This window comes from Spartinivicinus ruber, from assembly GCF_011009015.1.
In the GTDB taxonomy this organism is placed as follows: Bacteria; Pseudomonadota; Gammaproteobacteria; order Pseudomonadales; family Zooshikellaceae; genus Spartinivicinus; species Spartinivicinus ruber.
Genome location: NZ_CP048878.1, coordinates 2,432,608 through 2,455,915, shown reverse-complemented (window position 1 = coordinate 2,455,915; position 23,308 = coordinate 2,432,608). Strand labels below are relative to the sequence as shown.

19 protein-coding genes are annotated in these 23,308 nt (G+C 41.1%); 1 reads left to right on the top strand and 18 read right to left on the bottom strand.

Annotation, left to right across the window (positions count from 1 at the left end):
• Positions 1-10: 10 nt before the first annotated feature.
• From G4Y78_RS11525 to flhA, 13 genes are all read right to left on the bottom strand, one after another.
• A complete protein-coding gene (locus tag G4Y78_RS11525) occupies positions 11-496 on the bottom strand; it encodes a chemotaxis protein CheW (protein ID WP_163833164.1) in 486 nt (161 codons plus the stop codon).
• A 69-nt stretch (positions 497-565) separates the two neighbouring features.
• Positions 566-1,456 (bottom strand): chemotaxis protein CheW, encoded by an 891-nt coding sequence (locus tag G4Y78_RS11520; RefSeq protein WP_163833163.1) that lies wholly within the window; start codon positions 1,454-1,456, stop codon positions 566-568.
• Positions 1,457-1,460: 4 nt separating this feature from the next.
• On the bottom strand, positions 1,461-2,258 hold the full coding sequence (locus G4Y78_RS11515) for a ParA family protein (RefSeq protein ID WP_163833162.1): 798 nt from the start codon (positions 2,256-2,258) through the stop codon (positions 1,461-1,463).
• A 170-nt stretch (positions 2,259-2,428) separates the two neighbouring features.
• Positions 2,429-3,244, bottom strand: a complete 816-nt coding sequence (motD, locus tag G4Y78_RS11510) for a flagellar motor protein MotD (RefSeq protein WP_163833161.1) — start codon at positions 3,242-3,244, stop codon at positions 2,429-2,431.
• A 103-nt stretch (positions 3,245-3,347) separates the two neighbouring features.
• The gene (locus G4Y78_RS11505) at positions 3,348-4,088 is read right to left on the bottom strand and encodes a flagellar motor protein (protein ID WP_163833160.1); all 741 of its coding nucleotides are present in this window, start codon (positions 4,086-4,088) and stop codon (positions 3,348-3,350) included.
• Between the two features lie 193 nt (positions 4,089-4,281).
• Complete coding sequence (locus tag G4Y78_RS11500; protein ID WP_163833159.1) at positions 4,282-5,415, bottom strand: protein-glutamate methylesterase/protein-glutamine glutaminase; 1,134 nt, start codon at positions 5,413-5,415, stop codon at positions 4,282-4,284.
• Positions 5,416-5,457: 42 nt separating this feature from the next.
• On the bottom strand, positions 5,458-7,803 hold the full coding sequence (locus G4Y78_RS11495) for a chemotaxis protein CheA (protein ID WP_163833158.1): 2,346 nt from the start codon (positions 7,801-7,803) through the stop codon (positions 5,458-5,460).
• Positions 7,804-7,815: 12 nt separating this feature from the next.
• Positions 7,816-8,604 carry a protein phosphatase CheZ gene (locus G4Y78_RS11490; RefSeq protein WP_178124456.1) on the bottom strand — a complete coding sequence of 263 codons (789 nt, stop codon included), beginning with the start codon at positions 8,602-8,604 and terminating at the stop codon, positions 7,816-7,818.
• 9 nt (positions 8,605-8,613) lie between these two features.
• Positions 8,614-8,994 carry a chemotaxis response regulator CheY gene (gene cheY, locus G4Y78_RS11485; RefSeq protein ID WP_456242953.1) on the bottom strand — a complete coding sequence of 127 codons (381 nt, stop codon included), beginning with the start codon at positions 8,992-8,994 and terminating at the stop codon, positions 8,614-8,616.
• Positions 8,995-9,087: 93 nt separating this feature from the next.
• Positions 9,088-9,825 (bottom strand): RNA polymerase sigma factor FliA, encoded by a 738-nt coding sequence (locus G4Y78_RS11480; RefSeq protein ID WP_163833156.1) that lies wholly within the window; start codon positions 9,823-9,825, stop codon positions 9,088-9,090.
• Positions 9,826-9,836: 11 nt separating this feature from the next.
• Entirely contained in the window at positions 9,837-10,658 is an 822-nt protein-coding gene (locus G4Y78_RS11475; protein WP_163833155.1) for a MinD/ParA family protein, read from the bottom strand.
• A 211-nt stretch (positions 10,659-10,869) separates the two neighbouring features.
• On the bottom strand, positions 10,870-12,195 hold the full coding sequence (gene flhF / locus G4Y78_RS11470; protein ID WP_163833154.1) for a flagellar biosynthesis protein FlhF: 1,326 nt from the start codon (positions 12,193-12,195) through the stop codon (positions 10,870-10,872).
• 104 nt (positions 12,196-12,299) lie between these two features.
• Complete coding sequence (gene flhA, locus G4Y78_RS11465) at positions 12,300-14,441, bottom strand: flagellar biosynthesis protein FlhA (protein WP_163833153.1); 2,142 nt, start codon at positions 14,439-14,441, stop codon at positions 12,300-12,302.
• 625 nt (positions 14,442-15,066) lie between these two features.
• On the opposite strand from flhA, the gene G4Y78_RS31540 reads away from it, so the two are divergent.
• Positions 15,067-15,810 carry a helix-turn-helix transcriptional regulator gene (locus G4Y78_RS31540; RefSeq protein WP_163833152.1) on the top strand — a complete coding sequence of 248 codons (744 nt, stop codon included), beginning with the start codon at positions 15,067-15,069 and terminating at the stop codon, positions 15,808-15,810.
• A 289-nt stretch (positions 15,811-16,099) separates the two neighbouring features.
• Here G4Y78_RS31540 and G4Y78_RS11455 read toward each other — a convergent pair whose 3' ends face one another.
• The 5 genes from G4Y78_RS11455 to G4Y78_RS11435 all read right to left on the bottom strand — a co-directional run bounded on the left by G4Y78_RS11455 (position 16,100) and on the right by G4Y78_RS11435 (position 23,294).
• Positions 16,100-17,377, bottom strand: coding sequence for a sterol desaturase family protein (locus tag G4Y78_RS11455; protein ID WP_163833151.1), 1,278 nt, complete (start codon positions 17,375-17,377; stop codon positions 16,100-16,102).
• A gap of 311 nt (positions 17,378-17,688) precedes the next feature.
• Positions 17,689-18,417 carry a DUF1295 domain-containing protein gene (locus G4Y78_RS11450; RefSeq protein WP_163833150.1) on the bottom strand — a complete coding sequence of 243 codons (729 nt, stop codon included), beginning with the start codon at positions 18,415-18,417 and terminating at the stop codon, positions 17,689-17,691.
• Between the two features lie 32 nt (positions 18,418-18,449).
• The gene (locus G4Y78_RS11445; RefSeq protein ID WP_163833149.1) at positions 18,450-19,100 is read right to left on the bottom strand and encodes a class I SAM-dependent methyltransferase; all 651 of its coding nucleotides are present in this window, start codon (positions 19,098-19,100) and stop codon (positions 18,450-18,452) included.
• 34 nt (positions 19,101-19,134) lie between these two features.
• Complete coding sequence (locus tag G4Y78_RS11440; RefSeq protein ID WP_163833148.1) at positions 19,135-21,735, bottom strand: polyketide synthase; 2,601 nt, start codon at positions 21,733-21,735, stop codon at positions 19,135-19,137.
• Positions 21,735-23,294, bottom strand: coding sequence for an amino acid adenylation domain-containing protein (locus G4Y78_RS11435; RefSeq protein WP_163833147.1), 1,560 nt, complete (start codon positions 23,292-23,294; stop codon positions 21,735-21,737). The genes G4Y78_RS11440 and G4Y78_RS11435 overlap by 1 nt, the downstream gene beginning before the upstream one ends.
• Positions 23,295-23,308: the final 14 nt, after the last annotated feature.

Here is a 23,308-nt window from a genome sequence, read left to right as displayed (position 1 = left end):
CATTTTCCTATTATAACTCACCTATTTCGGCCCATTCACCTTCTGACATTAATTTATCTAGCTCAACAAGAATTAATAATTCATTATTTTTATTACAAACGCCCTGAATGAACTTAGCCGTTTCTTCATTACCTACGTTTGGCGCTGTTTCAATTTCTGACTGCCTTAAATAAACCACTTCCGCCACGCTATCGACCAAAATCCCCACGACTTGTTTTTCAGCCTCAATAATGACAATTCGGGTATTATCCGTCACTTCTGCAGGATGCAAACCAAAGCGCTGGCGGGTATCAATTACAGTTACGACATTTCCCCGCAAATTAATAATGCCTAAAACATAAGTGGGTGCGCCAGGTACGGGAGCAATCTCGGTGTAACGCAATACTTCTTGCACTTGCATTACATTAATACCATAAGTTTCATCATCTAAACGAAAGGTTACCCATTGTAGAATCGGGTCTTCCGAACTTTGACTTTGTGTAGTATGAGTTGCCATAAACTGCTCTCTTCCAACTTATAATCCCCGGTTTGCATCTTTAACTATAATATAGGGCTCTCAAAATGCTTACTTTTTAGGGGAGCGCTGGTTTTTTGCCTGACTATCAAACAGCTTTGCCAGTTTAGCTATATCCAGTAAAGCACACATTTCATCAATCACAATACCCGCCAACCAGGGGCGCTTGGTTCGCTGCGTTCGCCATTTAACAGCATCAGGGCTAATCCTGACCGCATTTGCCAAATCATGCACAGCTATTCCCCAAAGCGTTCCTTCAATACTGATAATATAGTGATAGTTGTCATCCGTTTGTCGTGCACCTTGTTCCGGCATTACCCACCAGGCAGTATCAACAATTGAAAGCGACTGATCATGGTTCTTATAAAGTCCTAACTGCCATTCTGGTTGGCCAACCAGTGGTGTTACTGAATGATTAAAAAGGTATACCCCACCTAAGCTAACCAAAGGAACAGCCAGCTTTAATCCAGCCACCTGAAATAACAAGCACTCAAAAGGACTCTCAGCCCAACCTGGTCTTCCATGATCAACAGCCGTTACCGGTGGAGCCTTTTGCGCTCCGGAGATAATAGCTTCGACCAAAGAAGCTTTTTGTAACTTCTGCAGCCGAGTTTCATGAGTCAGCTCTGGCGTTGCTAAGCTTTTTTGCAGTTCTTCCCGTACAGGCGTTAAGACACTTTGTGGCAGTAACACTTCCGGGAGCTGCCGGGTGGTAGTGACAACGACAGGCTTTTCCTGAGAGTACGGTTGAGCATCAGCAACTAACTTTTCTTTCTCATCAGCTTTTTTATCCGTCCCTGGTGTAACTGGTGGACGCTGTTGTTGCTGTGATGATTGTGCTTGAGCAAGATCAGCAGGCTCATCATTATCAAGCAACAAGTCACTCAAATAATCGGACAATGCTTCATGTGCTGAATGATTAGATCCTTCTAACGGTTTCATAAACTTAACTCACCGCCTTTGATATCACCTTGGTTTGCAACTTCAGTAAATCTTTTAATAAATGTCGATATGCCTTTACACCACGAGTATGGTTATCTAATTCATGCACAGCAATACCTTGTTCACTAGCATCACGAAACTTGGTATCCACTGGAATAATAGATTGCCAAACATGCTCGGCGTAATTTGACCGCAATGTTCTTAATGCCGCAATACTGGCATGGGTGCGCCGATCAAAGAGCGTGGGCACAATTAAGTAAGGGAGTTGCGTTTTCCTGGAATGATTAATCATATCCAGGGTATGCATCATTCTCTCTAATCCTTTAATGGCTAAAAACTCAGTTTGAACTGGAATCAACAGTCGTTCACTAGCAGCCAAGGCATTGACCATCAGCACTCCTAACTGGGGGGGAGTATCAATTAAAACAAAGTCAAAGTGATCCCATAGATGGGCTAATGCCTTTGAAAGCACTAATCCATATCCACCTTCCCCCGCAAGCTTTCGCTCTAACGTCGCAATAGCTGTAGTGGCAGGCAAAAAATTGACATTGGGATGATTAGTTTCCAACACCAGCTGACCAGGCAAGCTTTCTGGCACATTCCCTTGATATTGGAATAAGTCGAACACACTATGCTCTAGGTGATCAGGGTCATACTTAAAGTAACAGGTTAATGAGGCATGAGGATCTAAATCAACTAGTAAAACTTTTTTATTTAAGCTACCTAATAAGCCTCCAAGGGTCACAACCGTGGTGGTTTTCCCCACGCCCCCCTTTTGATTAGATACCGCCCACACTCTCACACTTCACTCCCATGTCCACTAACCAGGATTCCTAGATCATTACAGAAAAGCCGAAGGATAAATGACGCAAAGATTAAGCCAAACAACACAATTAAAGTATAGCTATTGTTTGGGGTAGACGGCTTTAGTGGAAGCGCCTTTTAGTGAAGCAAACACCATAAAGCATGACATTACTGAATGCTGGTAGGGTTATTACGCCCCCCCGCAGTATTCACTCCATGTCTGGTATCTAGATTTTTTGAAATCACTAACACTACCCGGCGATTTTGTCGCCGTCCTTCTAGGGTTTCATTAGAAGCAATCGGTTGAAATTGACCATACCCCACAGCCGCCATCCGCCTTGGGTCTACACCATAACTGGCTAACAATCTCACAACCGCCGCCGCCCTTGAGGCTGAAAGTTCCCAGTTAGTAGGAAATTGATTGGTATTAATGGGCATATTGTCAGTAAAGCCCTCAACATGCAGCGGATTTTGGTAATTTTTAAGTATATTAGCCACCTGCTTTATAATATCAAAAGCCGCATTAGAAGGGATTGAATCACCACTGACAAACAACAAATTACTTTTTAACTCTATTTCCACCCACAGCTCATTCCCAGTAATAGTCAATAAATCTTTACTAATTAAATCTGAAAAAGTTTCACTAAACTGACTTTGCAATTGAGCAAGGCTGTCATCTTTAGGCTGTTCAGTTTCACTGTCATCCAACGTCATATCATAGGCATCAGGCACTTGAATAATATCTACTGGCTTATCAGGAAAACGTTGGGTAACATCACCTACTTGAATTGGCTTCAATGAACGATCCGGCTCACTAAATACTCCTACCAAGGTTTCAGATAAAATACGATACTTGCCTTCATTCACGGAAGAAATAGAATACATCACCACAAAAAAAGCAAATAGCAGGGTTATAAAATCAGCATAAGAAACTAACCAACGCTCATGATTTTCGTGCTCTTCTCGAAGTCTACGTCTTGTCATAATTCAATCGTTATTTCCATTAACTCCAAATACACGAATAATAGATAACGAAAACTTAGGAACACTTGAAAAGTAACTTAAAAAATTAAGTCTTGAGAGTTCCTTAGTTAGTAAAACCTTGTAACTTTAATTCAATAGCCCGTGGATTTTCACCATCTGCTATCGATAATATCCCTTCAATCATCATTTCCCGGTAAAGACTTTGGCGGTGAATGCAAAACTTTAATTTATTCGCTGCCGGTAATAAAAACAAGTTGGCAAAGGCCACACCATAAATTGTAGCAACAAATGCCGTGGCAATACCGGAGCCTAACTGAGAAGGATCTGCCAAGTTACCCATAACATGGATTAACCCCATTACAGCGCCAATGATACCAATCGTTGGTGAATACCCCCCCATACTTTCAAATACCTTTGCAGCCTGCATATCACGGGTTTCTACCGCATATAAGTCCACCTCCATGACATTTCTCAACACATCAGGCTCACTGCCATCAACTAACAACTGCAACCCTTTTCGGGCAAAATCATCTACTTCCGCATCCGCTATTGCTTCTAACCCTAGTAGTCCTTCCTTACGTGCAGTCATACTCCAAGTCACCACTTTACTGATGCCTTCCTGAATTTCAAACTGCGGTGGAATAAATATCCATAAAAACATTTGCATGGCCCGCTTAAAGCTGATGGCAGAGGTTTGAATAAAAGCAGCGCCCAGCGTGCCACCAAATACAATTATTGCCGCAGGTCCATTCACTAATGCGGATACATGTCCCCCTTCCAGGTAATTACCACCTATAATGGCTAAAATAGCGAGGATAACCCCCACCACACTTAACACATCCATATATGAGTGCAGTATCCTTATATTTATTGAGTGAATATATTGCCAGTATTTATTTTTTGTTACTTTATTAAGATGCCTTGCTAATCGACCCTGTGAACTGGCAAAATATTATTTACGAAGACAGGTGTAATCCCTTTCCTCCAAAAGAAAAATCACTGCAGGTAACTGACTAACTTAACTAGACTATTAGCGCTTAGATAGCTTCCACTAACCGTTGGCTAAGGTTATCCAAATTAACCACTTCATCGGCCAAATTAGCATTAATTACTGCCATTGGCATCCCAAAAATGACACAGCTTTCCTGATCCTGCGCCCATATTTTAGAACCTTTGGCTTTTAACATCCGTGCCCCTTCCCTGCCATCTGCCCCCATCCCGGTTAAGACAACTGCTAACACTTTATCACCAAATGCTTTTGCCGCTGAACCAAAGGTTACATCCACACAGGGCTTATAATTCAACCGCTCATCACCTTCCAATACCCGGACAGTTCCTCCCCCCCGACTATCCACCATCAACTGTTTCCCACCAGGTGCTAACAAGGCAACTCCTGGCTTTAACTGATCACCATCTTCAGCCTCTTTAACATTAATCTGACACAATCGATGCAGCCGCTCAGCAAACGCTCTAGTAAAAGTGCCAGGCATATGCTGAACCAGTAAAATAGGTGCAGGAAAATTACCAGGTAACGCTGTCAGCACTTTCTGTAATGCCACAGGCCCACCCGTTGAAGTACCAATCGCCACCAGCTTATGTCGAGCAGCCCCCCGATTATAACTCACAACTTTACCGGCTACTGCGTCTGTAGATGCCAAGTTATGGATAATTTTTTTCGACTTCGCAGCTGCCGGCGTTGGTGTTGGTGCAGTAGGCGCAGTTGGTGCTGCTGGTGCAGAAGCAGGTTCAGCTAGCTTGGGTTTACCTTGGATATGACTACGTGCTACTGCTTTTACCCGGTCACAGAGAGTTTTTCGTAATTCCGCACTATTTCTGGAAATATCTTCAAAATTTTTCGGTAAATAATCGACAGCACCCGCTTCCAATGCATCAAGAGTCACTCGCGCTCCTTCATGGGTCAAAGAAGAAAACATCAATACCGGGGTTGGGTGGGTTTCCATAATTTTAACCATCGCGGTAATACCATCCATTACCGGCATTTCATAATCCATGGTGATGACATCAGGTTTAAGCTCCAGGTTTTTTTCTACCGCTTCCCTGCCATTATCAGCTGTGCCTACCACCTGTATTTGGGGATCGGTTTTTAATATCTCACTCACCCGACGACGAAAAAAACCAGAATCATCGACAATTAGCACTCTAATGGCCACCCAGTCGCTCCTGTTTTTTGGCTAATGAAGTCAATACCACGTTTATGCATACTCTTTTAGTAGACTAGGAACATCCAAAATTAATGCGATTCGTCCATCACCCGTAATGGTGGCACCAGCCATGCCAGGTGTTCCCTGCAACGTCTGCCCCAAAGGTTTAATCACAACTTCTTCCTGGCCGATTAATTGGTCAACAACAAACCCTACTCGCTGTGTGCCTACAGATACGACAACCACATGCGCCTCCGTTTTCCCTCCATCATCAAACCGACTGCCATTAATTAACCAACGTTTTAAGTGAAATAAAGGTAAAGCTTTTTCTCTAACAATCACTACTTCTTGACCATCCACGACATTGGTTTTTGATAAATCCAAATGAAAAATTTCATTCACACTCACCAGAGGTAAGGCAAATGCCTGATTTTCCAGCATTACCATTAAGGTTGGCATAATTGCCAGGGTCAATGGCACTTTGATGACAAGTTTTGATCCTTCACCTTTAACTGAATCAATATTAATGGTGCCATTTAATTGGGAAATTTTATTTTTAACAACATCCATACCTACCCCACGGCCAGAAATATCAGTGATTTCTGTTTTTGTTGAAAAGCCAGGGGCAAAAATTAAGTTATAGCACTCGTTATCAGATAATCGATCAGCAGCATCTTGTTCGTACAATCCTCGTGATACAGCAATCCCTCTTAATTTGTCTGGGTCCATTCCAGCGCCGTCATCTGCAATGGAAAGTAAAATATGATCACCCTCCTGTTGAGCCGATAACACCACGGTACCTTTGCGTGATTTACCTGATTTTTCTCGATCTTCTGGAGACTCAATACCATGATCCACAGCATTTCTTACCAAATGCACTAACGGGTCAGCGAGGGCCTCTACCAAGTTTTTATCTAAGTCAGTTTCTTCCCCTTCAAGCTCTAAGTTAATTTCTTTTTTTAAACTTCTAGCCAAGTCACGTACGACTCGAGGAAAGCGACCAAACACTTTCTTAATCGGTTGCATCCTGGTTTTCATTACCGATAGCTGCAAGTCACCGGTCACCACATCCAAATTAGCCACTGCTTTAGATAACACTTCATCCCCGCTTTTATTGCCTAACCTGACCAGCCGGTTTCTCACCAAAACCAGCTCACCTACCATATTCATGATGTCATCTAACCGGGCCGTATCCACCCTTACCGTTGCCTCTGCGGCAGGTGCCTCTTTGGCCTGTGCAGGTTTACCACCACCTGCTGCTGGTTGACGGGCTTCAGGTGCAGCTGGTGGTGGTTGCCTAGGAGGTGATGGTGGTGGAGCAGCAGGTGGCTCTGGCTTGGCTGCAGCAGCGGCCGGCTGAGGTTGAGGAGGTGCTGCTGATGGCTTTGCTGCTTCAGGTTGAGGTGCAGCCGCCGCTGGAGTTTTTCCTTGCAGCTCATCCAGCAAGCTTTCAAATTCCGCTTCAGTGATTAGGTCACTTTCTGGTTTGGCAGCCGCCGCAGGAGCTGCCGACTCAGGTGCAGCTGGCTGCTTTACTGCTGGTGGTGGTACCGCCTCTGCACCACCACCCGGAGGTTTACCACCATGCAGCTCATCGAGCAGTGCTTCAAACTCATCCTCAGTAATTTCATCACTGCCACTGGGAGGTGATTTGGCTGATGTAGGTTCTGGTGCAGGAGGAGGTGTTTCAGATACTTCTGGTTGGGCTGGGGCTCCTGGAGTACTCACCGGGCCACTACCATGCAATTGATCTAGTAATGCTTCAAACTCATCTTCCGTGATTTCATCACCCCCAGCCACTGAAGCTGCTGGCTTTGCAGACTCTTTGGCAGTGGCTGTAGGCTCTTCTGCCACCGCATTCAACAGTTTTTCAAACTCCGCATCCGTAATATCTTCCCCCTCCCCCCCAGCTGCCGGTGATTCCGAAGGTGCAGCGGTTGGCGCAGGGGCTGCTGGTTGAGGTGGAGGAGGCTCTGGTGCAGGGGCCTCTGCAGCAGGTGCAGCACCTTCAGGTTGAGCTAAATCAGCCAGCGCTTTTAATAACTGAGGGTCAGCAGGTGTAGGCTCAACCCGGTCACGTACCTGGCTGAACATTTCGTTGATGGTATCAAGTGCCTGTAAAACAACATCCATTAATTCCGTAGAAACTGACCGTTGACCATTACGTAAAATATCGAAAACATTTTCTGCAACATGACAGCAATCAACAAGATTATTCAACTGAAGAAAACCAGCCCCTCCTTTAACAGTATGAAACCCACGGAAAATGGCATTTAGTAAGTCCATATCATCAGGTCGATTTTCCAGATCGACCAGCTGTTCTGACAGCAGTTCTAAGATTTCTCCAGCTTCAACCAAAAAGTCCTGTAGGATGTCTTCATCAGCCTCAAAACTCATGAGACAGCTCCCCTAAAACCCCAAACTAGAAAGCAAGTCATCAACATCATCTTGGCCTGATACAACATCGACCCGTTCCTCTGCTTTTATTTGTGGGCCTTCGGCAGCAATAGAATCTTCTTTGATTGCGGATATTTCATGCTCAGTACCCGTCAGTTTATCTACCTGACCAGCCATTCTAACTAAATCAACCAAACTGTCTTCTACTTGTTGAACAAGCTCAACGACTTTTTTAATAACTTGTCCAGTTAAATCCTGATAGTTTTGTGCAACTAAAATTTCGGTTAAATTACTATGGACTTCATTAACTTGTTTTTCACTGCGATCTAAAAATTCATCCATTTGTTTATAGAGTTTTCTAAATTCATCAGGATTCATTTGCCGCTTGCGAATTTTAGTCCATTCATCCCTTAAACTGTGAGCATCTGATTTTAATTCATCAACAATCGGCATACAGTTATCAACCAAATCCATGGTGGTATTTGCCGCTGTCTCGGTCATTTTTGTTACGTATTCTAAACGGTCAGAAGCATCAACCATGTCAGACATCGCTTCTTTATCATCACCTGCTAATCCTGCCTCCACATGAAAATTTCGGATGGATTCATGTAGTGCTCTCGTCAGCCGACCTACTTCCTGATACAGGCTTTTATCTCTAACTTCATTAATTTCATGGATGATTTCGATGGCATCTTTTAAATTGCCTTTTTCCAAATGCTCCACCATTTTTTGAGCCTGTTCTTTCAGGCTCACTTCAAACTCAGTGGGCGCATGGTCTTTTAATTTATCGAGCAGCGACATATATACCTCTTAACCACCTGCTTCAACACGCTCAAAAATCTTTTCGATTTTCTCCTTTAACACTGCAGCAGTAAAAGGTTTTACTACATAGCCATTCACACCTGCCTGAGCTGCTTCAATAATTTGATCCCGCTTGGCCTCGGCAGTTACCATTAAAACAGGCAGTGAATTTAATTTTGGGTCTGCTCTAACTGCTTTAAGTAAATCAATGCCAGTCATACCTGGCATATTCCAGTCAGTCACCAGAAAATCAAAACCACCACTTTGCAACATCGGTAGAGCGGTTTGCCCATCATCTGCTTCTGACGTATTTGTAAAACCCAAGTCACGAAGCAGATTTTTTATGATCCGCCTCATCGTAGAAAAATCATCTACGATTAGAATTTTCATATTTTTGTCCAAAGCGACCTCCATCAAGCCACATTGATGTTTGTGCTGAACATCTAACTTACTAGTCTAGTAGGTCATTAAGAGGGTGCCAGTCTATTCAACTGCCCAGTCATTCAGGCGAGCTCGAAGTCGAGCGGCTGCTTGACTGTGAAGCTGACTGACGCGAGACTCACTCACCCCCAATACCATGCCAATTTCCTTGAGGTTAAGCTCTTCGTCATAATAAAGAGAAAGCAATAATTGCTCTCGTTCCGGTAGCGTGGCAATGGCATTAGCCAGTGCTTTTTTAAACTGCTCAGTTTGATGCTTGGTTGGCGGCGACGATTGTTGTTGATCCGCTACCCAAGTATGTCTTCCATCTTGGCTACTCAGTAACTCTTCAAAACTAAATAGCCGACTTGAAGCTGTATCACTTAACAGCTGATGGTATTCAGTTAAGCCTAATCCTAATTCTTCTGCAATTTCAGAATCTTTTGCGTCTCGTCCCAACCTTGCTTCTAAAGCACTGATCGCTTCAGTAATCCGTCGACTATTACGATGAACAGAACGTGGTACCCAATCTCCTTTGCGAATTTCATCCAACATCGCACCACGAACTCGAATTCCAGCATAGGTTTCAAAGGTCGCACCTTTGCTCCCATCGTATTTTTTGGCAGCTTCTAACAGGCCGATCATGCCCGCTTGTAATAAATCATCCAACTGCACCTGCGAAGGTAATCGTGCTGCCAAATGATGGGCAATTCGCTTCACTAAACCAGTATACTGCTCAATTAATTGCTGGTTAAATTGTTGTCCTGACTTTGAATACAAACCTGCTTCATTCGACGCCATATAATTGCCTACTATCGACCAGCCTCACCAGCCACCAGGTTTTCAATAAAAAATTCTAAATGCCCACGAGGAGATGACGGAAGGGGAAAGGCGTCCACTTTTTGTGCCAGTGCTCTAATTGCCACGGCCGCTTTAGAGCGAGGATAAGCATCGATAACCGCGCGTTGGCGCAAGACCGCTTTCCGTACAGCCTCATCCCACGGTATAGCACCCAAATATTGCAGCGCCACTTCTAAAAATCGGTCGGTTACATTGACCAGTTTATTAAATATATTATGGCCCTCCTGCTGGGATCTCACCATATTGGCCACGATTCGAAACCGCAATAAGCCATAATCACGGTGCAATAGCTTAATCATGGCATAAGCATCAGTTATGGAAGTGGGTTCATCGGTAACGACAATAATGAGTTCTTGCGCAGCCCGCACAAAGCTAATAACCGTGTCAGAAATACCCGCAGCGGTATCAATAATTAGCATGTCCAACTGATGGCTAAGCTCACTGAACGCAGAAATCATCCCTGCATGTTCTTGCGAACTCAATTCAGTCATTTTTTGGGTACCAGAAGAAGCAGGAATAATACGTACGCCACCAGGGCCAGGGAGAATAATATCTTTTAAATCACAGCGGCCTTCCAATACATCAGCCATATTTCGAGTAGGCGATAATCCCAGTAAAATGTCCACATTTGCCAGCCCTAAATCGGCATCCAATAACATCACCCGACGCCCTAGTTCAGCCAACGCAATACTTAAATTTACCGCTACATTTGTTTTACCTACGCCCCCTTTTGCTCCTGTCACCGCTACGACTTGTACTGGATGTCTGATCATATGAAGATTAATCCTGGTTTATCTCCTTAATGAATGGCTTTGAGATTAGTTCAACAACAGCCGATTCACCTTGGCTGTACTCTACAACTGTCGAATACAGTTAAATAAGGAATAGCTTAACAAAGGTTAACGGTGAACTACCCCTCTCAGCTCCGTAATTATTATTGTCATATCCTTTACTTTAGAGGACCCCACTAAATACAAATGGACACTAACCCACATTTGCTTGCACAGGGCTTGTTGCTGCCATTGGGTTAGCCTGCATATAAGCAGACATTAATTCACTGTCTGCTAATTCAGCATGTTGGCTGAGTGCCACCGCGCGACTGATCACTTGGTGAGCCCGAGCTTGATGAATATCATCCGGAATTCGTTGTCCATCAGTGATATAAGAAACCGCAAGATGTTTATCCATTAGTAGCTCAACCGTCTCACCCAGGCTGGAAGCTTCATCCAACTTCGTTAATACACCACCTACCAACCGAGTCTGGCTATAAGTGTTATAAGCCACTTGTAGCACTTGTTGCTGACTAGTTGTCGATAACACAAGCAACCCTCTCACCATTGGGCGTACCTGATTTAATATAGATAATTGTAGCTGCAATTTAGGGTCTTGGTGGTTTAGCCCAGCCGTATCAATGAGGACCAAGGATTTTTTCTGGAAACTATCTAACGCCATTTGTAACTGGTGTCCATTCCCAACTATTTTAACTGGCACATTTAATATTTTACCTAAGGTTTTTATTTGGTCTGTCGCCCCAATTCGGTAGGTATCCATCGTTACTAATGCCAGCTGACTAGTACCATGGTTTAAGGCATAACGAGTAGCCAGCTTGCCAATGGTGGTGGTTTTTCCTGCACCTGTTGGCCCGACACAAGCAAATATTCCCCCTTGATCAACGATATCTTTGGAAGTCACTGGCAGTTTTTTTACAATACTGGCTAATAAATGACGCCAAGCATCCACACCTTGTTGCTCAGCGGGTAAATTCGCTAATAGTTGCTGACAATAGGGTCCGCTAAAGCCAATGGCCTGCAGCTTTTTCCATAACTGTGCTTTGGCAGGGCTTTGCTTACAATATTTTAACCAACCCAACTGGCCAAGCTGCTGCTCTAATAAAGCCCGCATCCCACTGACCTCATTTTGTAGTGCACTAAACTGATGATCACTGAAGTTAGGCTGTAATACAGTTGCCGTTGACTGTTTTGAGGCCGCATGATTGGCTACAGTTGTCGAAGCTCTTGACCTTAACTGCAAATTAACATCATTCGCTGCAGCACCGCCCAGCTGGGCTCTGTTAATTGCTTGCTTCGCTTGATTAAGTGCCGTACGGAGTTGTTGTTGGTCTTCATTGAATAGTGGCTCGGCCATTGGACGAGGTGGTTTAGTCGGTTGTGGTAGCTCCAAGGTAGCTATTACTTCAACCCCCCCTGCGACTTTTTGCTGATTTAGAATGGTGGCATCAACTCCTAAATCATTTTTCACCAGCCGCATGGCCTGTCGCATATCCGCTGCAAAATAACGTTTTATTGTCATGCCACTTAACCCCTGCGCATTCAAATAACTTAACCAAAATCCTACAAATTAAGCATTTTGACGCCGTTATATTGTGTTGAGCGATTTCACTTCACCTAATTTATTTACTGACCTACGGTCGCTTCAATGGTGACCTGCTTATTATCAGGCACCTCCTGATAGGAAAGTACATGCAAATTAGGCACACCAAACCGAGCAAATCGAGCTAAGAATGGCCGGATTGGCGCTGCCACTAATAAAATGGCAGGTTTTCCGGCCAGCTCTTGCCGCTGACAAGCTTCAGCCAATGACTGTTGTAACTTCTCTGCCATACCAGGTTCTAGTACCAGAGAGTCTACCGTTGTCGCACCTGACTGCTTGGCCTGCTGAACTGACTGCAGCAACATTTGTTCCAATTGCGGGGCTAACGTCACTACGGGGATTTGCAAGTCAGTCCCTACCAACCCTTGGACGATAGATCTTGCTAAAGCCTCTCTGGCAGCGGCGGTCAGTGTGGCAGGATCTTGACTGACCATTGCTGTTTCCGCCAAAGCTTCGGCTATGGTACGAATATCCCGAACGGGGACTTTTTCCAGTAGTAAATTTTGCAGGACTTTCAATAATAAACTGATGGTTAGTTTATTAGGCACTAAATCTTCAGCTAATTTCGGTGACTGCTTAGCCAACAAGTCCAACATTTGTTGAACTTCTTCATGGCCTAATAATTCATGGGCATGTTTATGAATAATCTGGTTTAAATGAGTAGCCACCACAGTTGAGGCATCCACCACCGTATAGCCTAACGTTTGGGCCTGTTCTTTTAAATTAGGTTCAATCCAAATCGCATCTAAACCAAACGCTGGATCCTTTGCTTCAATCCCTTGCAATGAGCCAAAAACTTGACCAGGGTTAATCGCCAGTTCACGATCAGGATGTACTTCAGCTTCACTAATGGTTACCCCCATCAAAGTTATCCGGTAAGCGTTGGGTAATAAATCCAGATTGTCGCGAATATGCACCGAAGGCATCAAAAACCCCAGCTCCTGTGACAGCTTTTTTCTAACCCCTTTGATTCGACTTAACAACTCCCCTCCTTGGGTTTTGTCGACTAAAGGAATTAACCGATACCCCACTTCCAGGCCAATCATATCCACTGGCGTAACATCATCCCACCCTAACTCTTTAACTTCAGGGGCTGTTGCCGCTGGCGCTTCAGCAGATGCAGCCGCTTCTTTACCAGCTACAGCTGGTAATTGCCCTTCTCCTGTAGCTTTTATTTGTTGTTGGGTGCGATGATAAATCCAAAAGGCACCACCGGCCGCTAGCACGCCTAGCCCTAAAAAGGCCAAGTGAGGCATCCCAGGGATAGCGCCCATCACCATCAAAATAGCTGCAGCAACTCCCAGTGCTTTGGGTGTTGCAAACATTTGCTGAATCACCTGGTGCCCCATGTCTTTGGCATCAGATACCCGAGTCACAATAATGGCAGCAGCGGTTGATAATAATAAGGAAGGAATTTGTGCGACTAACCCATCACCAATGGTTAGTAGCGAATAGTTCTGCATGGCGACAGGAAATGCCAAGTCATGTTGGATCATCCCAATACTAAGGCCACCAATAATATTAATAAATAAAATCAGTAATCCAGCAACAGCATCACCCCGAACAAATTTGCTGGCACCATCCATCGAGCCATAAAAGTCTGCTTCCTGCCCTACTTCTGTCCGCCGATTACGCGCTTCATCCTGATTAATCAAACCGGCATTTAAATCGGCATCAATAGCCATTTGTTTACCTGGCATGGCGTCCAAGGTAAATCTTGCACTGACCTCAGAAATCCGTCCTGCCCCTTTGGTGACTACCACGAAATTGATGATCATTAAAATGGCAAAGACCACCAAACCAACTACATAATTACCACCAATTACCACCTCACCAAATGCTTGAATAACCTTTCCCGCCGCATCCCCACCTTCATGACCACGAAGTAACACCACCCGAGTAGAAGCAACATTTAATGCTAAACGTAATAAAGTAGCGACGAGTAAAATGGTAGGAAAAACCGCAAAATCCAATGGCCGTAAGGTATAAACACTAACTAATAAAACCACTAACGATAAGGTGATATTAAAGGTAAAGAGCACATCCAAAATAAAGGGAGGAACGGGCAATGTCATCATCGCCAGCAGCGCTAACAACAGCAGCGGCACCCCAAAACTACCGCGGCCTACCCCTTTAAGACCTTCAACGACTGCCGCTTTGTCCATCTACTCAGGATACCTTTTGTTTTAAATCTTATACTTTGGAACTGCCAATTTTTTTACAACAATACTCTTTTATGCAAAAACTAATCCTGGAAAATTTAACCTGAATATTTTACCAGATACTAATAGTTCGACAGATCCTAGCTAAACAGGCCTGGGACAATTTTGACGGGATAAAAATACTGAAGGAGTTAGAAAGATCCAGGTGAAAATTCTAACCTGTTCTTAGATTAGTAGGTACATTCAGATTAAACAGTAACTATTATTACGACAGTAAAACAAATGAATTATCAGTCATTTATTTGACTGGAAATTCATTCCAGGACACTTTATATCTATCACCATCTGAAGCCAGTTTAATTAAACTATGAATTTTATTCATAAATAATATTACATAAAAACTGCAGGACAGCTCTTATTCAACAAAAAAAGACAACCATATTCAGAAAAACATTACTATAACAATAATCAACCAAAACTATACCTACACCTAGAACAACATAAAAACCGTCACAAATAGTTAAAAATAAATACACAACAAATAACATAAAACCAAAAAACAATAATAGCCTTGCAGATAATAAATCTAATTAAGCAAGGCCATTTTATTATATCACAAGGATGAAAAATGGGTACCAGCCGAAAGAGTGAGCGCCTACGAAAAAGTAGCCTGATAGAAATCATTGAATTAATTAATAGTTGTATTCGTAATATTAATGGTTCTGATAATCTTTCAGAAATTACCCGTCATTTTCTTTCCCTTACACGGTGTGATGAATTTATTGTCTATTCAGATAGAAACACCAAACATATTGGTAAAAGTTCACCATTTTGGTTTATTTACAACCACAACAATAACACCATCGTACCACAAAAAACCATTATTAATAGTAACCAGCATAAAATTATAAAAAATACATTAGCAAAACCTGACTGCTGCCGTACGTTGAAAACCAATGAACTGATGAAAGAGTTTGGTTTATTAGGAGCACACTTTATAGAGTCTTCTAATAAACTGGATGACTCAATAGTCGTGATCATTGTAGGCTGTCAGGACAACATAGAGTATAATTCTGTTGAACGAATTCTTTATTATACCTTGCCCCACTTAAACAATTTGTTCTTTCACTTACGAGATCAATGTTTAAAACAAGATAATGCACCTAGTTTAACCAAAAGAGAACAGGAGATTCTTTTTTGGATTATCCAAGGCAAGTCCACTTGGGATATTAGTAAAATTTTAGCTATATCTGAAAGAACTGTTAAGTTCCATATTTCAAATATTTTCAAAAAACTGGATGTTGTTAATCGAGTGCAAGCCATTAGTAAAGCATTAAATTTAAACCTTATTCAACTTCACAACTATTACTAAACAAAAAACACTACAGATAAATTGAATAAATAATTCGGATATCACCTACTAAGGCATAGCATCCTTAAATAAAACAATATAATATGGATTAATATTTACTTCGATTATTAAATCTATTTCATTACAAACGGTCTTTCTAATGAAAAACATCTATATCACTAATCAATAGTATTACAAAAATAGCTTTTTTAATCAGAGTTTAACCTTCACCAGACTACATAAATCTTAAAATCATTGCTGTCAGGTGAAGTACTCGAATCAAGGGCCGTTGTTATATAATAAACTAATACTATTCAACTAACGCTTTTGTTAAAGCATCCGTTTCTGGTTTAATGGGAGGATTCTGGTAGACAATATAGCAACTTAAAGAAGTAATGGAAGCTATTAACACCAATATTAATAAATGTCCTGGTTGGTTATTATAAACAACGACTCCCCCTACAAGAATAATTAAAAACTGACTGATAGCCTCTATTTTCCAAGTCAGTTTAACACCGTCAAAAGCAAGGCCATTATAATGACATAACCAGAAAAATAACACTGCTAGATTTGCTATCTGCCACCAACCCAGTAATGCAAAGTTCCACATTAACAATATAAATACACTTAATGTTAAAATAAACCGTATAATACAAGATTTTCTTGCATTTACACTAATCTCTCCACGAGAGGATACATGCTGCCTTGCTGATAAATTGGAAATCTCAGCATAAAATTTCTTGGCAGAAATTGCCTTGGGAACCCAGCCTGGAGATGCAAATATAGACTTAAGCATTTCACTAATAGAATGGCTATAAGCTATTTTCTTCAATATAACTTTATAATATTGAAGATTAATACTGACAGGACTAAAACTGGCAAAAGACTCCATAATACCGTATTTAACTGGGCTATCAGCCAGCTCATTCTGGTATGTTCCAAAAATTTGATCCCAGACAACTAGGATACCACCAAAGTTTTTATCAATATACATTTGGTTAGTCGCATGATGGACTCGATGTAAAGAAGGAGTATTCAAGATATTGTCTAGCCATCTAGTATTTTTCAAACATTTGGTGTGAATCAGAAATGCCCATGTTGCCTGAATATAGCTGGTAATCAAAAATACTTCTATTGAAATACCAACAAGCGCCATTAATAAGAACAAAGGCCACATAGTTAACTCAGTAAGAAAACTCTGGCGAATAGATACACCAAAATTCATTTCCTCGCCAGAATGATGAACTATGTGATCTGCCCATAGTATTCCTATTTTATGGTGTAATCTGTGATTCCAGTAATAACAAAAATCATAAAGTATAAAAGCTAATAACCAGGTTGATAACTCTGTTTGATTCAGTTGAAACTGGGAAAAATTACTGTAGGTATAGCTATACACAGCAAGTACAGCAGTAAGGATAATAAATGAAGCACCTAAATTTGCTAAACTGATAGATAAATTGGTTATTGTATCATTCAACCGATATCTATGTGTCTTCTTTATATAGTCAATGCCTGCGTCAAAGAAAAGAGGAAGAAATAATGATGGCAGTGTATAGAGAATAATTTCATGAAACTCTATATCCATTTTTATATCCTTACAGTAGTCAATATTGTGGCTAGTGGTACATGCATAAAGTTGGGTAACAACCTGTAAAGCTATTTATTTTCTGGCAAGGCATTTCTTTACAGGCACAGTGGACCTCAAAAAAAGTAACACTGCCAGAAGATAAATAGAGAAGAAGTTGCTACCTTATTTTACGCATAGTCTACTAGTAGTCTAACAATAAAGTTTTTTCACCTTGACTTATGCTGTATCTCTAAGAATGAGCCTGTATATCAAAGCAGACAGGCATCACCTGTTGCCTTGAGTAGTGAAAGAACTTTTTGGTTGAAGCACTAGTACACTCCTGGAATAAAACATTTAACATTCCTCTGATACTCTAGCCAGGCATTACCATAGCGTTTCTTAGCCATTGCTTCACTTTTTGGGATGGCATCACTGAGGTACTGCATCAAGTTTGCTAATGGTGCTACTATTCCCCACCAGTTGCCAGCTAATAAACCAAAACTGACAAATATCAAAAAATCACCAAAATAATTAGGATGACGCGAATATCTCCAAAAACCAGTACTTATGATTTTTCCTTTATTAGTTGGATCTTGTTTAAATTTACGCTTTTGATAATCACTACCAAAGTGCCAAATCGTTCCTACAATATAAACGGCTACAGCTGAATATTCTAAATAAGAAAAAGGACCAGCTAAATCTGCAGCCCAGTAAAAAGGCAAACAATAAATCCAACCAAATATATTAACCAGTAATATTGACAACCCAGCAAACTTTGCGGGATTAATTATTTCATTCAATTTTGCTGCAGCCGTATTTTCATACCAAGCAGTGAGTACAACGTTCATCCTCAATAAGTAAATCACCACAAAGCTGATGATTAATGCTTTATGAGGCCAGTCACCCTCACCAAAATAACAATAAACCAGTGCAACAGGCAACAAGGTATTGAACCCCCAAATAAAAGGCATACGCATATCAGCAGATTTTTTAGCACTTACCACTATACAAACTGACAAAATACCGATAACAATAACAAGGGTAATCCATAGTTCCATAAATTCCTCCTTTTCATTAAATGCTAGTAAAACTAAACTCTCAGTTTAAAAAAGCAGACACAACCATTAACTTTAAGCTGCTCCACCTTACCTAATTTTGGCAAACAACGTTGCATTGCAGACCAGGAGTCACCGTAGTTTGAAAAAATGCCTTTTTTGTTATAAAAGCTCAATAATTTTTCAGCAAATGCAGACTTATCCCCTCCCTCATAAAGCACTGTTGTACCAAAAATACTGCTTCCAGGGTTTAATGCACCTTTCAAGTTATCAATAATTGCTAGCTTTTCTTCCATAGTGCCTGGTAAACAATGCAGGAGAAAGTTCATACTACAACTATCAAACTTGTTTTCTAATTCAATCGGCTGAAACACGTCCCAACAATAAAGCTCAGGATTATAGCGTATTAGTCGTTTTTTGGCTTCTTGAAGACAGTTTTCATTTAAATCCATTAACCCGATACGAGGCTTTTGCTGCCATTGACAATTATCTAAAAAATAACCTGTACCAACACCAACATCCAAATGATTAGCACTTACAGACTCATTAAAAAAATCCTGAGTTAGTTTTTTCTTGCTTTTCCAGATAAACCGATTTGACAGACTCAATACTAAAATATCATATATTTTCAGTATATTGGGAGAGTAGACTTCCTGGCCTGTTTCTATTTGTTCTTGTGAAATCATATCAATACTATTCCCTATGAACATAATTAATTATTTATAGGTACTGTTCAACCAACAAGTGATAGTTAATCCCTCCCGTACCAAAAGCATTTACCCCGGCTCTTCTTGGTAGTTGCAAGTTATGCCAAGGGCGTGGCTGAGTGGGTATAACAGCTTGTAGATTTTCTGCTAATACCAAGGCTGGGTTCTGCTGAGAAATATTAATCGTAAAAGGAATTGTGCCATGATAAACCGCCAATAAAGCTCGCAAAAAGCCTGCTGCACCAGCTGCTGCCATGGTATGACCAATCATGGATTTTACTGAAGCTAAATAAAGTGGGCTTTGGCGTTTATAAACACCATAACTATTAGACAATGCTCTGGTTTCAATGACGTCGCCTTTAGTCGTTCCAGTACCATGCATTTCAATATACTCAACTTCACTTGGTAAAAAGTCTACCTGACGAAATGCTCTTTCTATTGCTAGCGCCTGCCCTTGATCCGATGGAGCCATCATAGAAACAGCATCATTAGAAGCACCAATACCCCGAATCACGCCATAAATTCGATCACCATCCCGAATACTGTCATCAAGTCGTTTTAAAACAAATAATGCTCCACCTTCACCAACTGAAAATCCATCGGCTTGAACATCAAATGGAGTAATGATACTAGGAGACAGTAGTTGCATTCTCGAACACAAAACAAGCTCATAACGATTTACTCCTAACTCTATCCCACCAGCCAATGCCACATCAATCTCTCCCTGCTGTAACGCTCGACAAGCGAGTTCAAGTGCTGCTAAGGAGGATGCACAAGCAGCTTGAACAGCTGTTGCCTTTCCTGCAAAATCAAAAAGCTGCAATGTAGCTAATGCAATCCCGGTAGCTAAAGTGCTATCAAAAGTAAACTGGTTTGATTCCCCTAATTGTTTTACAAGCCAACGTTGCCATTGTTGTTGTAATGCCTTAGGAACCTTTAGTTGATCCAATAATTTTGAAAATTGCCATTGATTATAACAACTTGCACCATGCTCCCGCGCTGTTTGATTAATCTGGTTAGTGCCCCAATAAACACCCATATGAGGCTTTTTCTTACTCAAAGCTGCTTGATTAGATTGCCAATCCTGAACAGCTTGCTGAGTCAACCAAATTGCCAACTTTTGGGCAGGGTCCAGTGCCAACCAACGATGGGGTAACACACCAACAGGACACGTCATATTGGGTAGCTTAATTTGAGAAGCTAGTGCCGTATAACTTCGATTAACATCATAATGTCCATCTTTAGTTAACAAACTACCATCTAAAGTATCTTCCGTTACTGGTTGCAAAGTATTTTTACCTTGCAAGTTATTATGCCAAAATTGATCAATGGAGTTACCTAAGGCAAAATTAACTCCTACTCCCACAACAGCGATTGGAGAAAAGCTGGGGGTTGCTACAGAGACTGACTGAACAGATTTATGGGCTTCCAATAGTAAATGGGCGCAGGCACCACCAATACCTATCGTATTTATTCCCACAGCCATAACAGGCTCATTCTGCCACTGCATTGCTGCATCTTTCTTCAAAGGATTGATGGCAGGCCATTGCTCATGTTGCATTGCCTGTACAGCATAGCTGATTGCCGCTATGGGAGCACAGGCAAAAGTATGACCAATTGATGCAACAGTTGATGCATAACTAACTGGTTGTAAGGATTGTTGGTAAATCGTAGATAATACCTGAGACTCTTCTTGCCAATTAGCTGGTATGCTACTCAACAGAACATGCTTTACTGCTTTTAGTGACAGCTTATCACTTTGTGCTAAAGCTCTCCTAATCACTTTTACTTGTTGAGACTGTTGTACATTATATCGAAATACACCTTTCCCTGGTTGTTGCCAAACACTCATACCTGTTAATGCTGCTAAAATAGGTCGCTGTTGTTTAATTGCATCACTTTGACGCATTAACACCAATGCCCCAATCCCCTCCCCTAATTTCAATTGGTTATCATCAGTTAATCTTGCCTGCGCCAACAAACTGGGTATTAAAGGTGAGTCATATAGTTGGCCTGCACATACTAAAGCTAAATTGGTCTGATGCGCACGTAAATTATTAATCGCCGCCTCTAATGCCCAAATTGATGATAAATCACTACCATCAAAAGAAATTGTCCGGCCTTGAAACTTAAACTGAGCTGCTATTTGACTCGCAATAGATGCTGACAACTCGTACAACTTATCGTTAAAATTTGTCGGCAAACTTGCAACTGCCTCCATAAACAAATGACGCTCTGCAGGCGGTAATGTTGCGGCAAATTCTACTGCATTTATTCGTAAGGCATTCAAACATACATTGGCAAATGGCTGTCCCCCAGCAAAGTAAACATCACTATAGTGAGTATCAATTGGTCCTCCTTTTTCAGCATGCAAAATAGCATCCTCAACTACAGCTAATACACGCAATAAAACATCAGGTAAAGTATTAAGATAGATAGGGGGAATTCGAAATTGCTTAATTAGCCCAGGTAAATCAACTGGCGATAATTTAAAAATAGATTGTGAGGAATCTGGTTTTGTAGTCACTCCTATTGCCTGCCACCACTCAGGAAGGCTCCTGTAACCAGCGTAGCAACCAGCAATACCAACAATAGCAATAGGCTCAGTAGCCATTACACCTCCAAAGCAATAGTTGTAGCTGCTGATCTTTGTTCTGGCTGAGATAATAGTGTAACCAGGCAACGTCTATCTATTTTTCCATTATGGTTCAAAGGTATTTGATTCACTTTTACTGCTTTATGGGGAATCATATATTTAGGTAAATATTGAGCACAGTGTTGTTTTAAGACAATTAAGTCAATAGGGTCAGATTCTGACTTATAACAAATAATTAACTGTAGTGTTTCTTCTTTATTAAGTGCCACAACAGCTACTTCGATTATTTCATCAAATTGACTGACCACATGCTCAATTTCTTCTAACTCAACACGATGACCATTAATTTTTATCATATTATCCAGACGACCATGATAATAAAAACAACCACCTATTTGATGTACCAAATCACCTGTATAGTGACAATTATTAGCATGTCGTCGGGTATGAATAAGGTCATTAATTTGCCAATATCCTGGTGTCACACAAGGGCCACTAATCACTAACTCGCCTTTTTCTCCCTCTTCCATTCGATTTCCCCATTCATCATAGACTTCTGCAACAACATTTGGTAAACAAAAACCTATCGGTAATGGTTTTGTTTCATCTAACTCTTCTACATTGACAGAAAAACAAGTACAAACATTAGTTTCAGTAGGACCATATAAATTAAAGAAACTTGCTTGTGGCAACGCTATAGTAAGCTGTCTTAATGACTTAGGAGGGAAAACTTCCCCAGCAAATAATATCCACCTTAATGAATGACAGTCAAAATATTGAATTACATTTGTTTTAACCATTAATTGTAAAATTGAGGGTACTGAATACCAAACTGTTATCTTATGCTGACTAATTTTTTCCGCTAAATCATAAGGATTAGTCATCGCCAACTCATCGAATACAACGAGACTTGCCCCTACGGCCAACGATACAAAAATATCAAATGTTGAAATATCAAAATTAAGTTTTGCATGCCAGGCAAACACATCTTGTTCATTTACCTTAAAGGTAGTAAGTGCCCAGTTAATGAAATTGAGTAAGTTGCGATGGGTAATCTTAACACCTTTTGGATTTCCTGTTGATCCTGATGTATATAAAATACACAACAAATCATCAGGTACAATATTTACATTACAACTTACTATAAAATTTTCTCGTTGATTTACTGATAATTTTTCGTAACAAACTTCTAACCACTTTAAGCTGTTATCTAATTTACTTTCCTTATTAACTTTTTTTAACCACTCCGAGGATGTTACCACCAGCTTGCACTGACAATTATCAATTATATAAATAGCTCTAGATCCAGGTTGTGAAATATCAATAGGAACATAAACAGCACCCAATTGAATAGCAGCCATTACAGCAATCAATGACTCTACTGATTTAGGTAAAGCAATAGCAACTCTATCCCCTTTTCGCAATCCATTTTTTTGTAATTCTACTATCATTTGATTGATCGCCTGACCATACTCCTGATAGTTTAATTTGGTACCATTACTAATTAATGCAGGCCGCTGTTGATTATGGTTAATCCCTATCGAAACTAAATCACGAAGAGAGGTAAAATTTTGCATAACAGTATTGACCA

Bases quoted from the DNA above. Each gene is read 5' to 3' on its own strand.
- G4Y78_RS11525 (WP_163833164.1), bottom strand. From the start codon at position 496: ATGGCAACTCATACTACACAAAGTCAAAGTTCGGAAGACCCGATTCTA.
- G4Y78_RS11520 (WP_163833163.1), bottom strand. From the start codon at position 1,456: ATGAAACCGTTAGAAGGATCTAATCATTCAGCACATGAAGCATTGTCC.
- motD (WP_163833161.1), bottom strand. From the start codon at position 3,244: ATGACAAGACGTAGACTTCGAGAAGAGCACGAAAATCATGAGCGTTGG.
- G4Y78_RS11505 (WP_163833160.1), bottom strand. From the start codon at position 4,088: ATGGATGTGTTAAGTGTGGTGGGGGTTATCCTCGCTATTTTAGCCATT.
- G4Y78_RS11495 (WP_163833158.1), bottom strand. From the start codon at position 7,803: ATGAGTTTTGAGGCTGATGAAGACATCCTACAGGACTTTTTGGTTGAA.
- G4Y78_RS11490 (WP_178124456.1), bottom strand. From the start codon at position 8,604: ATGTCGCTGCTCGATAAATTAAAAGACCATGCGCCCACTGAGTTTGAA.
- cheY (WP_456242953.1), bottom strand. From the start codon at position 8,994: ATGAAAATTCTAATCGTAGATGATTTTTCTACGATGAGGCGGATCATA.
- G4Y78_RS11480 (WP_163833156.1), bottom strand. From the start codon at position 9,825: ATGGCGTCGAATGAAGCAGGTTTGTATTCAAAGTCAGGACAACAATTT.
- G4Y78_RS11475 (WP_163833155.1), bottom strand. From the start codon at position 10,658: ATGATCAGACATCCAGTACAAGTCGTAGCGGTGACAGGAGCAAAAGGG.
- flhF (WP_163833154.1), bottom strand. From the start codon at position 12,195: ATGACAATAAAACGTTATTTTGCAGCGGATATGCGACAGGCCATGCGG.
- flhA (WP_163833153.1), bottom strand. From the start codon at position 14,441: ATGGACAAAGCGGCAGTCGTTGAAGGTCTTAAAGGGGTAGGCCGCGGT.
- G4Y78_RS31540 (WP_163833152.1), top strand. From the start codon at position 15,067: ATGGGTACCAGCCGAAAGAGTGAGCGCCTACGAAAAAGTAGCCTGATA.
- G4Y78_RS11455 (WP_163833151.1), bottom strand. From the start codon at position 17,377: ATGGATATAGAGTTTCATGAAATTATTCTCTATACACTGCCATCATTA.
- G4Y78_RS11450 (WP_163833150.1), bottom strand. From the start codon at position 18,417: ATGGAACTATGGATTACCCTTGTTATTGTTATCGGTATTTTGTCAGTT.
- G4Y78_RS11445 (WP_163833149.1), bottom strand. From the start codon at position 19,100: ATGATTTCACAAGAACAAATAGAAACAGGCCAGGAAGTCTACTCTCCC.
- G4Y78_RS11440 (WP_163833148.1), bottom strand. From the start codon at position 21,735: ATGGCTACTGAGCCTATTGCTATTGTTGGTATTGCTGGTTGCTACGCT.
- G4Y78_RS11435 (WP_163833147.1), bottom strand. From the start codon at position 23,294: ATGCAAAATTTTACCTCTCTTCGTGATTTAGTTTCGATAGGGATTAAC.